The sequence below is a fragment of the Alterinioella sp. genome, assembly GCF_058343375.1.
Genome location: NZ_JBTUJH010000088.1, coordinates 17,662 through 32,560, shown reverse-complemented (window position 1 = coordinate 32,560; position 14,899 = coordinate 17,662). Strand labels below are relative to the sequence as shown.

The window sequence follows — 14,899 nt, the reverse complement described above, 5'->3', positions numbered from 1 at the left end:
GAAAGCCCGAATCTGGCAAAGCACCTGAAAACCGCGCCCTCAGCCCCGAAATCCGCTGGCGACAAGAAATTTCTCGGAGGAATCCGACCGGCTGGCCTCGGGTTTCATATAGGCGACCTTGGTGAATTTCTGTCTCAGGGTCTTTTGCAGGTCAACTTCGGCCCCGCCGGCCAGAACCTTGGCGACAAAGGTGCCGCCCTCCTCCAGCACGTCAAATGCGAAATATGCGGCCGCTTCACACAGCGCCATGATCCGCAGATGATCGGTCTGTTTATGGCCCGAAGAGGCGGCGGCCATATCGCTCAGCACCACATCGGCCTTGCCGCCGAGCCAGTCCTTCACCTGTGCGTCGGCGTCATCCTCCATGAAATCGAGCACGTGAAGCTCGGTGCCGGGAATCGGTTCCACCTCCTGCAGGTCGATGCCCAGAATTCTGCCGACACGCTTGCCTTGTTTGTCACCCAGGGCATTGACCCGTGGAACCGCGACCTGACACCAGCCGCCCGGGGCGCACCCCAGATCGACGACCCGGGCACCGGGCACGAGAAAGCGAAACTTGTCGTCAATCTCCTGGATTTTGAATGCCGCCCGGCCGCGATAGCCCTCACGCCTGGCGCGCTGCACATACGGGTCATTCAACTGGCGCTCCAGCCATAGGGTGGAGCTCAGCTTGCGCCCGCGCGCGGTCTTGACCTTGACCCTGAGTTCGCGCTGACCGCGACCGCTGGAATTTTTTGTCATCTCTGGATGTCCTCTGGCTTGCTCCTTCTTCGCGCATTGCCGCCCGAGGTGCAATCGGCACGGCTGCGCCAAAAGGGCCTTCGGCGAGGATATTTGAGGCACAAAGAAGCAGGCGGCGCGCGTTAAGGTTAACCCAGGGCGTATTAAGGTTAATGGCCCTTCTTCTTTGTCCAAATACTCAAAACTGCGCAGCATCGGCAACGAGCACAGCGTCTGACATTTGGCCGCGACCGATCAGAACGGACCATCTTCCAGCACCCCATCCGATGACATCTGCGCATAAAGCAGCCCCTCACGCAGGCCGCGATCGGCGACGCTGAGCCGATCGGTGGGCCAGGCCCGCAAAAGCGCCTGCAAAATGGCGGCCCCCGACATGATCAGCGCCTGACGGTCGCGCCCGATACGCGGATCGAGCCTGCGCCCGGAGGGCCCCAGCGACAGATAATCCTGAATCACCGTGTCAATCTGATCGGACGTCATGCGCAGCCCGTCGACCTTGTTTCGGTCATAACGTCTGAGACCCAGATGCGAGGCCGCGACCGTGGTGACCGTGCCGCTGGTGCCGATGATCTGGAACCCTTCGCGCGCCTGGTCGGCGGCATCGTCATAGGGCGAAAAATCAGCCAGTTGTTCCTCGAAAAACCAGCTCATCAAGGCAAAGCGGGCCCCGTCATCGGTGACATCGCGAAACTGGTCCTTCAACGTCGCCACGCCAAGCGGGATCGAAATCCAGTCAACCACCTTGGCCTTCGGGAAAATAGTGTCGGTATGATCAAAGCCCTGATGCAACCGCATGATGGCGCGCGGGCGTTCAATACGAGGCACCCGGCTGAGATCGATCCAGACCAGCTCGGTCGACCCCCCCCCGATATCGACGACCAGCAATTGTTCGGTCCGGGTTGAAACCAATGGCGCGCAGGCAACGACGGCCAGGCGCGCTTCCTCTTCGGGTTCGATGATTTCAAGGTTCAGTCCGGTTTCGCGTTCCACAACCGATATGAACTCAGCCGCATTGGTCGCCCGGCGGCAGGCCTCGGTTGCCACCAGCCGCATGCGTTTTACATCCCGGCGCTGCAATTTGTGCTTGCAGATTTTCAGGGCGCTGACGGTGCGCGCCATGGAATGGAGCGAAAGCCGCCCCGAGGCTTCAAGCCCATGCCCCAGTTGCACCGATTTCGAGAAACTATCGACCACATGCAACTGGTTGCCCTTGGGCTGCGCAATCAGCATTCGGCAGGAATTGGTGCCCAGATCGAGCGCCGCATAAAGATCGGCAGGGTCCGGCTGGATCGGAACTGCAGGCTGCGGTGCCACAGGGCTCGGCACCGGCGCAATAGGCGGGGATACGGCCAGCGGTCGTTTTTCTGGCATTCCACCTTTGGCATTGCCACGGCGGCGACGGCGGCCCATATCGCTTGTCCTTACTGCGTCCTCTACCGCCAAGCCTACGTCCTGCGGCCAATTCGCACAATGGGCTGTCGCAGGGTGCCTCATCATCTTCATGAGAATTTTGAGCCGCATCGACCATGGCCATGCCCCCCTTGATCCCGTAACACCTGCTTTGAAAGTCGCAAGGACGCGCCGGTTTGTCGAAAACGGATAAGGGCGCGCGCGCCGGGTCCCTATTGTGGCCAGCAGGACATCAATCGAGGATAGGCTCCATGCCCGCAGTCACCATTGTTTACTGGCGCGACATCCCCGCCCAGATCATCGTCGGCAAGGGCCGTCGCGCCACCAAGGCCCCCCTGCCCGAACGCTTTGAACAGGCCATTGACCGGGCCGCGATGAAGGCCGGGGCCAAGGATGATGATGCCTATATGGCCGGTTTTCGCAAAGCCCCCCCGGTCGAGGTCGAAGGCGACGCGCAACAGGTCGCAAATGCCGAAGCCGCGCGCATTGATGCAGAATACGACGCCAACAGGCTGAAAGCGCTGATTGCAAATGACGGGCTGGCGCTGCCGGTCGCTGAATGAGCGCCACGCCACCACGCATGATCTGGGAGACCCTGATGGCCCTGTTGAAATTCCGATCCCCCGCCCCTGCGGCCGCGGGTGCCAATCCCGCGCATCTGGAGGCGTTCCTGCAGGGCTATTCCATCGAGGTGATGCCGCGCACCGCCCAGAAGATCGAGGATTTCCGCGACCTGCTGCCGCGCGGCACCCGCGTCTATATCGCCCATATCGAGGGCACGCCGATTGAAGAGATGGTGGCCACGGCCCGGCGCATCGCGCGCGAAGGCTATGATGTCATGCCGCATTTCCCGGCCCGTATCATCAAGGATGCCGCCACGCTGGAAAACTGGATCGCCATGTATCAGGGCGAGGCCGGCGTGAAACAGGCGTTGCTGCTGGCCGGCGGTGTGGCCAGACCGCATGGAGATTTCCATTCCTCGATGCAGCTTTTGGAAACCGGGGCGTTTGATCGCGCCGGGTTTACCCATCTGAACGTCGCGGGCCACCCCGAGGGCAACCGTGACATCGACCCCAAAGGCGGCGATGCGGTGGTGATGGAAGCGCTGCGCTGGAAACAGGATTTTGCCAACCGGACCGATGCCAGGATGGCGCTGGCGACGCAGTTTGCCTTTGAGGCGGGGCCGGTCATCACCTGGGCCGACCGGCTCAAGGCCGAAGGCATCGACCTGCCCATTCATATCGGCATTGCCGGGCCTGCCAAGCTGCAGACCCTGATCAGGTTCGCCATCGCCTGCGGTGTCGGCCCATCGCTGAAGGTTCTGCAAAGGCGCGCCCGCGATGTGACCAAGCTGCTGCTGCCGTTCGAGCCCACCGAGATTTTGAATCAGCTGGCCGCCCACAAGGCTGCCAACCCCGATTTCAACATCGAAAAGGTGCATTTCTTCCCCCTTGGCGGCATCAAGACCAATGCCGGGTGGGTCACTCAAAACGGCGGCCGATCCGGTCGCCCCGCAAACCAGAACTGAGAAAAGAGCCCATGACCCGCACTGTCCTCGAATCCAAATCCAAGACCGTTATCATCGGCTTTGACGAACCCTTTTGCGTAATCGGTGAGCGGATCAACCCGACCGGGCGCAAGAAACTTGCGGCTGAACTGGAGGCGGGCGATTTCTCGACCGTTGAAAGGGACGCGCTGGAACAGATCGCCTGCGGGGCCATGGTGCTCGATATCAATGCCGGCGTGGTCTATAATTCCAACCCCAATCCGAACGAGACCGAACCGCCGCTGATGACACGTTGCATCGAGCTGGTGCAGGCGCTGGTCGATGCACCCTTGTGCATCGACAGCTCGGTGCCCGCAGCGCTTGAGGCCGGGCTGGCCGCCGCCAATGGACGGCCGCTGCTGAACTCGGTGACGGGCGAAGAGGACCGGCTGGAGCTGGTCCTGCCGCTGGTCAAGAAATACAACGTGCCGGTGGTGGCGATCTCGAACGATGATACCGGCATTTCCGAGGATCCCGATGTGCGGTTTGAGGTGGCCCGCAAGATCGTCGAACGCGCCGCCGATTTCGGCATTCCGGCCTGTGACATCGTGGTTGATCCGCTGGTGATGCCGGTGGGCGCGATGGCAACCGCCGGGCGGCAGGTCTTTACGCTGGTGCGTCGCTTGCGCGAAGAATTGGGCGTGAATACCACCTGCGGTGCCTCGAATATCAGCTTTGGCCTGCCCAACCGCCATGGCATCAACGCAGCCTTCCTGCCGATGGCCATCGGGGCCGGCATGACCAGCGCCATCATGAACCCGGTGCGGCCGGTGGAGATGGAGGCGATCAACGCGGCCAACTTTCTGATGAACCATGATGCCAATGGAGCCAAATGGATCAACTTCGCCAAAGTTCTGGAAGCGACCAAGGCAGGCACCCCCTTCCCCGAGGCCGCCGCCGCCGCGATGGCCGCGGGCGGCGGTCGGGGCGGGCGCCGGGGTGGACGCCGTCGCGCCTGATAACCATACGTTAGAGCGTGTCGCGTTTTATCGAATTCACCCGGCGGGCCGAACGCGTTCTGCGTCGCAAACTCTGCCTCGGCCCGCCGGGTGAATGCTTGTTTCCTGATGAACGCGACACGCTCTAAGCAAAACAGGGCGAAGGTGGGGGCATGTCCTACCTTCGCCCGTTTGATTCCCCCCGACCACTCAGCCAGACCGCGATCTGGTTCCGGCAGATTTTTTCCGCAAAAGCTGTGCAATCGGGCGGCGTCGTGCGCCGAAAAATCTGCGATGTGGAACGCAAGGTCGGCCGGGCTGCACTTGAACTCGAGGTGCGCCGCCGCGGCTTTCACCTGGTCGAAGCCGGCAACCAATTCATCATCATCTGCACGCGCGGTGACGTGCGCCTGATCTGCTAAAGCATGTCTCGCAATAGCCGAGACAGGATGCATCTATTGACGCGTTGAAATCCTTGATTTCAGGCAGCGTTACGTGAGTCAGGTTTTCTGAGACGTGCCATAGAAAAATCTTCCCGAAGATTTTTCGGCCCCCGAAGATTTTTCCCGAAAAATCTTCTTCCCGCCCCGGTTCTGCGCTATGGGCTTGGGTCTAGCCCCTGCCCCCCGGTGCTTCGCATGCCGATCCCTGCCCAAGACATTTCCACCGCTCCGCCCTGGCGGCAGTCGATCCCGCGTCTGGCGTATCGGCTTGGGGTGCTTGTGGCCATCGTCTATCTCTCGCATCTCGGCATCAACGCGGCCCTTTCCTGGACAGAAGGCCTGCCGCAGGGCGATCAGGATGCGGCTCAGTTCTGGGTGCTGGCGGCTGTGTTCGCTCTTTACGCGCTGCTGATCTCCATTCCCTTTGTTCCCGGGCTGGAAATCGCGCTGGCGCTGCTCATGCTGCGCGGTGCGGACCTGGCGGTGCCGATTTATCTGTCGACCATTCTGGGCCTGATGCTGGCCTATTGCGCCGGTCGCCTCATGCCGCTGACGGCCCTCAGCCGAGTGTTTCTTGACCTGCATCTGAGGCGGGCGGCGGCGTTGATCAATCAGATGGCACCCCTGTCGCCGCGCGACCGTATCGCCATGTTGCAGGCCGTCCTGCCACAGCGCATCGCGGCCCCGGTGATGCGATTTCGCTACCTCGGCCTGGCATTGCTGATCAACATGCCGGGATCGGTGCTGATTGGCGGCGGCGGCGGCATCTGTCTTGTTGCGGGGATAAGCCGCCTTTTTGCGCCGCATTGGGTCGTGCTGACGCTCTTCCTTGCGGTCCTGCCGCTGCCGCTGTTTATGTGGCTATCCGGAAGCGCAGGCCTTTCCACCTGGCTTCCGGGTTGAACTGCGTTACTGCATCGCGGCGGTGCGACGCGGAAAGGCATCAGTGGTAAACAGATAATCATCGCCACCGGCCCCGATATGGCAGGCAATGCACCCACCGGAAAGATCGCGGCCTATGGCCCCGGCCAGCGCCATGCCCGACGGGGCGCTATCCAATGCGCCATCGGGCTGATATTTGGCATAGAACCAATCATCATGTTCCGCATCATAGCCTTCGGCGCGCTGGAACATCACGGTAATGGCTCCAAGATTGCCCGCCGGATCGGCCAGAACCTCATCCGCAGTCACGCCGACCGGGCCGTAATTGCGCTTGACCACCAACAGGCCGGTCTCGCCCATGATCTCGGTCTCGACAAAGAAGGTCTCAAGCGTTTCGCCATGCGGCGGCCCACCCTGATATGGCAGGCCCATAATGGCACCGTCACCAGCCAGATTCAGCTCCAGCATCTGTGCCCACATGGCATCCGCAAATGCGATATCATCATCCGTTCCCGCCGTTTGCGCAATCACCGCACCGGCGGTCATCATGCCGGCCAAAGCCAGCCCCGCAACCAATTTCTTCATTGTTCATTTCCTTTCCGTAAGCGCCGCACAGGGCGCGGCACGGCCCCACCTGAACCGGTCAGCCGGATCACCTCGGACCCCATGACCGGGTCCGAATCGGAGACTTTTGACAACGCCCCTGCGCGGCTGACAGTTTGCTCCGGGAAGGCCCCGGATATTCGTCCATCAGGCCGCAGCCGGACACTAGCACGAAAATTTGGTGATTTTCCGCGATCACGGCGACATCACGCGGTGTTGACATCGCGCGAGCGGCTCCGAATGCCGCAGCCGGACCGATTTTTGCCGTTTCGCACCTGTTACCCGGCGCGTTCCGCGTTAGAAACCAGCAAAGGGAAAAGGTGCCGCGCATGTCTCATGATCCATTGGTGATTTTCACGCCCTCCGGCAAGCGGGGGCACTTCCCCGTCGGGACCCCGGTTCTGACGGCGGCGCGGCGGTTGGGCGTCGATCTGGACAGCGTTTGCGGCGGGCGCGGGATCTGCTCCAGATGTCAGATCACGCCGGCCTTTGGCGATTTTCCCAAACATGGCGTAACGGTCAGCGCCGATGCATTGTCGGAATGGAACGCGGTCGAGGCCCGCTATGACCGGGTGCGGGGCCTGAAAAAGGGCCGCCGTCTTGGCTGTCAGGCGACGGTGCAGGGCGATATCGTAATCGACGTGCCACCCGAAAGCCAGGTCCACCGGCAGGTGGTGCGCAAGGCGGCCAGCGCCCGACCGATCATCATGGACCCGGCCACGCGGCTCTATTTCGTCGATGTGGAAGAACCCGACATGCACGAACCCTCGGGCGATCTGGAACGGCTCAAGGCGGCACTGGAGGCGCAATGGCAACTGACCGGTATCAGCGCCGATCTGGGCGTCATCACCCGGCTGCAACCGGTGCTGCGCAAGGGCGGCTGGCAGGTCACCGTCGCAGTGCACCGGGCGGCAGGCAGCGAGACCGGCCAGATCCTCGAGATCTGGCCCGGCCTGCATGAGGGCGGCATCTACGGCCTTGCCATCGACCTCGGATCAACCACCATCGCGGCGCATCTTTGCGATCTGTCCACCGGCGACGTGCTGGCGTCATCGGGCATCATGAACCCGCAGATCCGCTTTGGCGAAGATCTGATGAGCCGGGTCAGCTATGCCATGATGAACCCCGGCGGCGACAAGGAAATGACGGCATCCGTGCGCGAGGCCATCAACGCACTGGCCGTCGAAATCGCGGCTGAGGGCGGCATTGACACCGGCCTGATCCTGGAAACCGTCTTTGTCTGCAACCCGGTCATGCACCATCTTTTATTGGGGATTGATCCGGTCGAACTGGGCCAGGCCCCATTCGCGCTGGCCACATCCTCGTCGCTGACCCTGCCCGCCCGGTCGCTGGATCTGGAGGCGCTGAATGCGCAGGCGCAGGTCTATATCCTGCCTTGCATCGCGGGCCATGTCGGGGCCGATGCCGCCGCCGTCGCCCTGTCGGAAGAACCCAACCTCTCTGAGGATCTGGTGCTGGTCGTCGATGTCGGCACCAATGCCGAGATCCTGCTCGGCAACCGCACCCGGGTGCTGGCCTGTTCCTCGCCCACCGGGCCGGCCTTCGAGGGGGCGCAGATATCTTCCGGCCAGCGCGCCGCGCCGGGGGCCATCGAGCGCATCGAGATCGACCCCGACACCAAGGAACCCCGGTTTCAGGTCATCGGCTGCGATCTCTGGTCGGATGATGCCGGTTTTGTGGATGCGGTTGCAACAACGGGGGTCACCGGCATCTGCGGCTCGGGCATCATCGAGGCGGTGGCCGAAATGCGCATGGCGGGGCTACTGGATGCGGCAGGGCTGATCGGATCCGCGGCCCAGACCGGCACGCCGCGCTGCGAGCCCGAAGGCCGGACGCATTCCTATCTGATCCATGATGGCAGCGCCGATGGCGGCCCGCGCATTACCGTGACCCAGGGCGATATCCGCGCCATTCAACTGGCCAAGGCAGCCCTTTATGCCGGGGCCAAACTGTTGATGGATGAAATGGGTGTCGATCACGTCGACAAGGTCACGCTGGCCGGGGCGTTCGGGGCCCATATCAGCCCGAAACACGCGATGGTTCTGGGCATGATCCCGGATGCGCCGCTGGACAAGGTGACATCGGCCGGCAATGCCGCCGGCCACGGCGCCCGCATCGCGCTGTGTTCGCGTGAGGCACGCAGCCGGATCGAGACGGTGGTGGGCCAGATTCACAAGGTCGAAACCGCGGTGGAGCCGAAATTTCAGGACCATTTCGTCAATGCCTCCGCCATCCCCAACGCGGTCGATCCCTTTGTGATCCTGAGATCGGTGGTGAGCCTGCCCAACCCGTCTTTCAACAGCGGTGATGGTGAGGGCGGCGGCCGGCGCAGACGGCGCCGGGGCTGACGGCCCCCCGCCAAAAGAGGATTGACGCCCGCCCGGGCCAAGGCTATCCCAATTGCCCAGAGCGCGGGTATGGTGAAAAGGTATCACGCGAGCTTCCCAAGCTTAAGTTACGGGTTCAATTCCCGTTACCCGCTCCATTAACTTCACCCTTTAATGCGCTGAAACTATATCGTTAAGTTTGATGGTTCCTGTAATATTCCGCCAAAGCACGCGTTGATCCGTCCTTATCCTCATCCGGCCCGCCGCGCAGCACCGGCTCCAGCGCGACGGCCAGCTCCTTGCCAAGCTCGACCCCCCATTGGTCGAAGGAATTGATGCCAAGGATCACGCCTTCGACAAAGACACGGTGTTCATAGAGCGCGATGATCTGGCCCAGAACATGCGGCACCAGCTTCGGGTATATCAGCGTCGTCGACGGTCGGTTGCCCGGGAAAACCCGGTGGCGGGCCTGACGTTCAAGCTCTGCCCCCGTCAACCCGGCCGCCGACATGCGCGCGCGGGCCTCTTCCAGCGACCGGCCCTTCATCAGCGCCTCGGACTGGGCCAGACAATTGGCGACCAGCAACCGGTGATGATGCGCCAGTTCCGGCTCATGCCCCTGGGCTGCCACCAGAAATTCGCACGGCACCACGCGGGTGCCCTGATGGATCAGCTGATAGAATGCGTGCTGGCCATTGGTGCCGGGTTCGCCCCAGACGACAGGGCCCGAGGGCAGCGCCAGATCGCTGCCATCCATCGCCACCCGCTTGCCGTTCGATTCCATCTCGAGCTGTTGCAGATAGGCGGGCAGACGTGACAGGCGCTGATCATAGGGCAGCACCGCACGGGTGGCATAGCCGCAGATCTGATTGTGCCAGATGCCCACCAATGCCAACAGGACGGGCAGGTTATCAGCCAGATCCGCCTCACGGAAATGGCTGTCCATCGCAAACCCGCCGGCCAGAAAATCGTTGAAATCATCCGGCCCCACCGCCAGCATGAGACCAAGCCCGATCGGCCCCCACAGCGAATAGCGCCCGCCGACCCAATCCTCGAACCCAAAGACGCGCGCCGGGTCGATGCCAAACTGCGCCGTCAGATCCGCAGCGCTCGACAGGGCCGCAAACTGCGCCCCGGGATCGGTGACCGTGGCCGCCATCCAGTCACGCGCGGTCTGCGCATTTGTCATCGTCTCGATCGTGGTGAAGGTCTTGGAGGCGACGATGACCAGCGTCCGCCCCGGATCGAGCCCTTTCAAAACATCATGGATATGGGCCCCATCGACATTCGAGACATAATGCAGCCGCGGCCCGTCATGATAGGGGGCCAGCGCCAGCGTCGCCATCGCGGGCCCCAGATCAGATCCGCCAATACCGATATTGACCACATCGCGATAGGCCCCGCCCTGCCCCGCAATCCGGCCAGACCGGACCCCATCGGAAAATTCGGCCATCCGGGCGCGGGTTTCCAGAATACCGGGCATCACATCCCGGCCCGCGACCATCACGGCACCACCGGGCGCACGCAGCGCCGTGTGCAGCACCGCGCGGCCCTCGGTTTCATTGATCTCAGCCCCGGCAAACATCGCATCGCGGCGCGGCTCGATATTGGCGCTGCGGGCCAGTTCCAGCAGCAGGGAAAACCCGCCAGTGTCGATCTGCGTTTTGGAGAAATCGAAAACCAACTCGCCAGACCGCGCCGAAAACTGGGCAAACCGATCGCCACTATCGAACATTTCGGCCATCACCCGGCCCGATTTCGCAGCCTGGTGTGCTTTCAGATCATCCCAAAGGGACATGTCGGTTTTCCTTTGTCCTCAGGCGGCCCAATGCACGGTGGCACCGGGCAAAACGGCCCGCACGGGGGCTTCTTCTGGCTCCAGGTGCTGCGCCCGTTCCAGGGCGGCACGCTTGGCATCACCGGTGATCACGATATGGGTCGAAAGCGCGGCAGACAGCACCGGCGCGGTCAGGGTCACGCGCGGCTCGGGCACCCCCGGCGCACGCATCGCCATCAAGACCGGGCCCGGATCGTTCAGCGCATCATGCAACCGGTCGGCCCCCGGGAATAGGGACGCCGTGTGCATGTCGGTGCCCATGCCAAGCAACAGCAGCGTGATCGGCAAATGCGGGCGCAACCCGGCGCTGAGGCTCTCGATCATTTCTTCGGGGGTCTCGGCGGCGGCGTAAAGCGGCACCAGCCTGGCGGCGGCAGCCTTGTCGGTCAGCAGACGTTGGCGCACCAGCCTTGTGTTCGAGCGGGGATGATCCTCGGGCAGCCAGCGTTCATCGCTGAGAAAAACCGACACCCGATCCCAATCCAGCGCCTGCGCGCTCAGGACATCGAAAATCGGCCCCGGTGTGGTGCCGCCCGGCACGCAGAAGCTGACGCTATCCTCGCGCATCAGGTGGTCATTCAGCTCAGCCGCCAGCTTGTCGGCGACATCGAGCATCATCAGGTCAATATCAGGGTATTCGATCAGCTCCATCATGGCTATATCTCCCGCCATCTGCGCCCGTCGCGATGCAGCAGCATCAGGGCATCTTCGGGCCCGGCCGTGCCCGGTTCATATTGTAGCGGAGTATCCTCTGAACGGGCCCAGGACGCAATGATCGGATCGGTCCAGGCCCAGGCGGCCTCGACCTCGTCGCCGCGCATGAACAGCGTCTGATCGCCTCGGATCACATCCATGATCAGGCGCTCATAGGCATCGGGCACATCGGCCCCTTCCGGCCCGAGCGCACGGGCAAATGTCATATCCATCGGCACCTCGATCAGGCGCATGCCGCCCGGCCCCGGTTCCTTGATCGTCATGCGCAGGTCGATCCCCTCATCGGGTTGCAGCCGGATGGTCAGGATATTGCTGCGCGGATGGGACGCTTCCGAAAAGATGTTATGCGGCGGTTCTTTGAAATGGATCACGATCTCGGACATGCGCGATTTCATCCGCTTGCCGGTGCGCAGATAAAACGGCGTGCCCGACCAGCGCCAGTTCGAGACATGGACCTTCAATGCGATGAAACTTTCCGTCAGGCTGGCGTCATTTTCTGCATCCTGGCGATAGGACGGGTGGGTGCCCGCCTTGTATTGCCCACGCACGACATCACCTTTAAGAACGGTATCCAGCGCCCTGATAACTTTCAGTTTTTCATCTCTTACGGAATTGGGTTCAAACTGCGAAGGCGGTTCCATCGCGGTCAGGCATAAAAGTTGCATCAGGTGGTTTTGCACCATATCGCGCATTGCACCCGATGTGTCGTAATAGGCCCCGCGCCCGCCGACGCCGACAGTTTCGGCAACCGTGATCTGCACGTGATCGACATATTGGGCGTTCCATAACGGCTCGAACAGGACATTGGCAAACCGCACCGCCATCAGGTTCTGCACGGTTTCCTTGCCCAGATAATGGTCGATCCGGTAAATCTGCGTCTCATCGAAATACGCCGCCAGGGTGGCATTCAGCGCGCGCGCGGTATCAAGATCGCGGCCAAAGGGCTTTTCGACGACAATGCGGGCATCGGGACGCGCGATGGCGTTGGATTTGAGCCGCTCGGCCAGATCCCCGAACAGGCCTGGAGCCACCGAGAAATAAAACGCCTGCGTGGCCCCGGGGCGCATGAGCTCGGCCAATTCCTGCCAGCCGCCGGTGCCCCTTGCGTCGATCGGCACATATGACAGCGTTTTCAGAAAGGCCTCGATCGTGGCGGGGTCTTGCTTGGCCTCCGAGACAAATTCCATGATCGCCGCGCGCGCAAAGGCGCGCCAGGCGTCGCTGTCCTGATTGGTGCGCGCGGCGCCGATGATGCGGGCACCGGGCGGCATCTGTTCGGCAAGGTAGCGCCGGTAAAGGCCCGGCAGGATCTTGCGGCGGGCCAGATCGCCGGTGCCGCCAAAGATCACCAGATCGAAATCTTCCACCGGTATGACGCGAGAGACCATTCGGAGATGTCCTTATTCGGGCGCGTATTCAAATTATGTTAGCGCTACCACAATCGCCGGTCATGGTGCAATAGCGCAGGCTGTCGCAAATGGGGGCGCTGCCCCCGTCGCCCAAGGGCGACGCCCCCGGGATATTTCAAGCGCAAAGAAGGCAGGTCGGGCGGGCGCGTTAAGGTTAACGGGAAGGCGATTGGGCCTGGTTGACCGGCGCGGGACGGACATTTGGTCAGACCATGACGCAAAGCAGTTCAAACAGGATCGAGGCCCCGAGATAGGCCGTGCCCCCCGATTGATCAAAGGGCGGAGACACTTCAACCATGTCTGCCCCGACGATATCGAGCCCTTGCAGCGCACGCACCACCTCGAGCGCCTCGAAACTGTTCGGGCCGCCCACCTCGGGCGTGCCGGTGCCGGGCGCGAAGGCGGGATCGACAAAGTCGATATCGTAGCTGACATAGGTGGGGGTGCTGCCGACAATCTCACGCGCCTCAGCCATGACATCGGCAAAACCGCGGGCGAAATATTCCCGGATCGGGATCAGCCGGATGCCGACGCTTTTGGCGAAATCCACATCCTCGCTGTCATACATGGTGCCGCGGATGCCGATCTGCACGACGCGCTTTGGATCGAGCAGACCCTCTTCGACCGCGCGGCGAAAGGGCGTGCCATGGGTATAGAGCTTGCCGCCGAAATAGGAGTGGAAAAGATCCGTGTGGCTGTCGAAATGGACCATGCCCAGGGGGCCATCATCCGCCAGGGCGCGCAGCACGGGCAGCGTGGTCAGATGATCGCCGCCTGCCATCAGCGGCCGGATGCCCTGCGCCTTCATTGCGGCAAAAAAGCGGGTGATACGCTCCATGGTGTCCATCAGATCGGCCGGGTTCGGGCCGACATCGCCAAGATCGGCGCAATTGGCCGCCTCGAACGGCCGGATCCCGGTGGCGTCGTTCTGGGCCCGGATCATGGTCGACATGTCGCGGATCTGGCGCGGCCCGTGGCGGGGGCCGGGCCGGTTGGTGGTGCCGGCATCCCAGGGCACGCCGACCAGACCGATATCGACCTCACCGATGCGGGCATGGTCAAGCGTCATCTGCGGCAACCGCATGAAGGATGGAACACCCGCGAAACGCGGCAGGTCAAAGCCCGAAACGGGTGTGAAAAACGGATCGGACATATGCGGATTTTCCTTTCCTGTCGGCGCGCAGGCTACTCGGGATTTTCCCATGCGTCCACGTGAATACCGAGAAATGGCCCTGTCACGGCAGCTGACATCTGCGGTGACATCAGGCCTCCAGCTCGGCATCCCAATAGAGGAAATCCAGCCAGCTTTCATGCAGATGCCCGGGCGGAAATTTGCGCCCGGTATTGCGCAGTTCACCGGCCTGCGGGCGGCGCGGTGGTTTGCGCAGCGAAAGCCCCGAACGGCGCAGCGATTTCGACCCCTTTCGCAGGTTGCATTCCGAACAGGCCGCAACGACATTTTCCCATGATGTGATGCCGCCTGATGCGCGCGGCACGACATGGTCAAAAGTCAGATCGCCACTGGCACCGCAATACTGGCACGAGAAATGATCGCGCAGAAATAGGTTGAACCGGGTGAAGGCCACCCGCTTTTGCGGCCGGACATAATCCTTCAACACCACGACCGAGGGGATACGAATCTCGATACTGGGCGAGCGCACGACCTCGTCATATTCGGCGATGATCTGGACCCGGTCGAGATAGGACGCCTTGATCGCCTCCTGCCAGGGCCAGAGCGACAGCGGGTAATAGGAAAGCGGCCGGTAATCGGCGTTCAGCACCAGGGCCGGGTGTTGCTTCAACGCCCCCGGTTCGCGGGTGAATTCGGTTCTGAAACTTGTTTCAACCCTGCCATGCATCACAGACTCCGCCTCTACCCCCGTAAACCCGTTTTCGGGCAGCAGGGCGGGTGCCAGCCGCCCCTGCCATGACCGGACTATATCTGGCGAAATTCGTCTGACAAGCCCTACATTTGGGGGGTTGGAGCGCGGCCCCGTGCAATGCCGCTGCCACCGGGCCGACAGAGGC

At 62.2% G+C, this 14,899-nt stretch carries 14 protein-coding genes and 1 tRNA gene; 7 read left to right on the top strand and 8 right to left on the bottom strand.

The features are described 5' to 3' along the window. Positions 1–39: 39 nt before the first annotated feature. Positions 40–741 carry an RlmE family RNA methyltransferase gene (locus tag ACW8PS_RS12725; RefSeq protein WP_491527823.1) on the bottom strand — a complete coding sequence of 234 codons (702 nt, stop codon included), beginning with the start codon at positions 739–741 and terminating at the stop codon, positions 40–42. A gap of 234 nt (positions 742–975) precedes the next feature. Further along, on the bottom strand, positions 976–2,112 hold the full coding sequence (locus ACW8PS_RS12720) for a Ppx/GppA phosphatase family protein (protein WP_491527854.1): 1,137 nt from the start codon (positions 2,110–2,112) through the stop codon (positions 976–978). A gap of 290 nt (positions 2,113–2,402) precedes the next feature. Between ACW8PS_RS12720 and ACW8PS_RS12715 the strand changes: the two genes are divergently transcribed. The 5 genes from ACW8PS_RS12715 (at position 2,403) to ACW8PS_RS12695 (ending at position 5,981) form a co-directional block, all read left to right on the top strand. Next, positions 2,403–2,714 (top strand): virulence factor, encoded by a 312-nt coding sequence (locus tag ACW8PS_RS12715; protein WP_491527822.1) that lies wholly within the window; start codon positions 2,403–2,405, stop codon positions 2,712–2,714. Between the two features lie 35 nt (positions 2,715–2,749). Next, complete coding sequence (locus ACW8PS_RS12710) at positions 2,750–3,679, top strand: methylenetetrahydrofolate reductase (RefSeq protein WP_491527853.1); 930 nt, start codon at positions 2,750–2,752, stop codon at positions 3,677–3,679. An 11-nt stretch (positions 3,680–3,690) separates the two neighbouring features. Further along, entirely contained in the window at positions 3,691–4,656 is a 966-nt protein-coding gene (locus ACW8PS_RS12705; RefSeq protein WP_491527821.1) for a methyltetrahydrofolate cobalamin methyltransferase, read from the top strand. A gap of 152 nt (positions 4,657–4,808) precedes the next feature. Further along, a complete protein-coding gene (locus ACW8PS_RS12700; RefSeq protein ID WP_491527820.1) occupies positions 4,809–5,057 on the top strand; it encodes an N-(5'-phosphoribosyl)anthranilate isomerase in 249 nt (82 codons plus the stop codon). Positions 5,058–5,273: 216 nt separating this feature from the next. Then, on the top strand, positions 5,274–5,981 hold the full coding sequence (locus tag ACW8PS_RS12695) for a hypothetical protein (protein WP_491527819.1): 708 nt from the start codon (positions 5,274–5,276) through the stop codon (positions 5,979–5,981). A 6-nt stretch (positions 5,982–5,987) separates the two neighbouring features. On the opposite strand, the gene ACW8PS_RS12690 is transcribed toward ACW8PS_RS12695, so the two are convergent. Beyond that, positions 5,988–6,545, bottom strand: coding sequence for a hypothetical protein (locus tag ACW8PS_RS12690; protein ID WP_491527817.1), 558 nt, complete (start codon positions 6,543–6,545; stop codon positions 5,988–5,990). Between the two features lie 347 nt (positions 6,546–6,892). On the opposite strand from ACW8PS_RS12690, the gene ACW8PS_RS12685 reads away from it, so the two are divergent. Both ACW8PS_RS12685 and ACW8PS_RS12680 read left to right on the top strand, forming a co-directional pair. Further along, entirely contained in the window at positions 6,893–8,932 is a 2,040-nt protein-coding gene (locus ACW8PS_RS12685) for an ASKHA domain-containing protein (protein WP_491527815.1), read from the top strand. A 63-nt stretch (positions 8,933–8,995) separates the two neighbouring features. Beyond that, positions 8,996–9,069: transfer RNA gene (locus ACW8PS_RS12680), tRNA-Gly, on the top strand. 35 nt (positions 9,070–9,104) lie between these two features. On the opposite strand, the gene pgi is transcribed toward ACW8PS_RS12680, so the two are convergent. The 5 genes from pgi to ACW8PS_RS12655 all read right to left on the bottom strand — a co-directional run bounded on the left by pgi (position 9,105) and on the right by ACW8PS_RS12655 (position 14,730). Beyond that, entirely contained in the window at positions 9,105–10,709 is a 1,605-nt protein-coding gene (gene pgi / locus ACW8PS_RS12675) for a glucose-6-phosphate isomerase (protein ID WP_491527814.1), read from the bottom strand. Positions 10,710–10,727: 18 nt separating this feature from the next. Beyond that, complete coding sequence (gene pgl / locus ACW8PS_RS12670) at positions 10,728–11,399, bottom strand: 6-phosphogluconolactonase (protein ID WP_491527852.1); 672 nt, start codon at positions 11,397–11,399, stop codon at positions 10,728–10,730. A gap of 5 nt (positions 11,400–11,404) precedes the next feature. Then, a complete protein-coding gene (gene zwf / locus ACW8PS_RS12665; RefSeq protein WP_491527813.1) occupies positions 11,405–12,850 on the bottom strand; it encodes a glucose-6-phosphate dehydrogenase in 1,446 nt (481 codons plus the stop codon). A gap of 226 nt (positions 12,851–13,076) precedes the next feature. Next, positions 13,077–14,024, bottom strand: coding sequence for an agmatinase (speB, locus tag ACW8PS_RS12660; RefSeq protein WP_491527812.1), 948 nt, complete (start codon positions 14,022–14,024; stop codon positions 13,077–13,079). 109 nt (positions 14,025–14,133) lie between these two features. Continuing rightward, positions 14,134–14,730 carry an HNH endonuclease gene (locus tag ACW8PS_RS12655; RefSeq protein ID WP_491527811.1) on the bottom strand — a complete coding sequence of 199 codons (597 nt, stop codon included), beginning with the start codon at positions 14,728–14,730 and terminating at the stop codon, positions 14,134–14,136. Positions 14,731–14,899 lie beyond the last annotated feature (169 nt).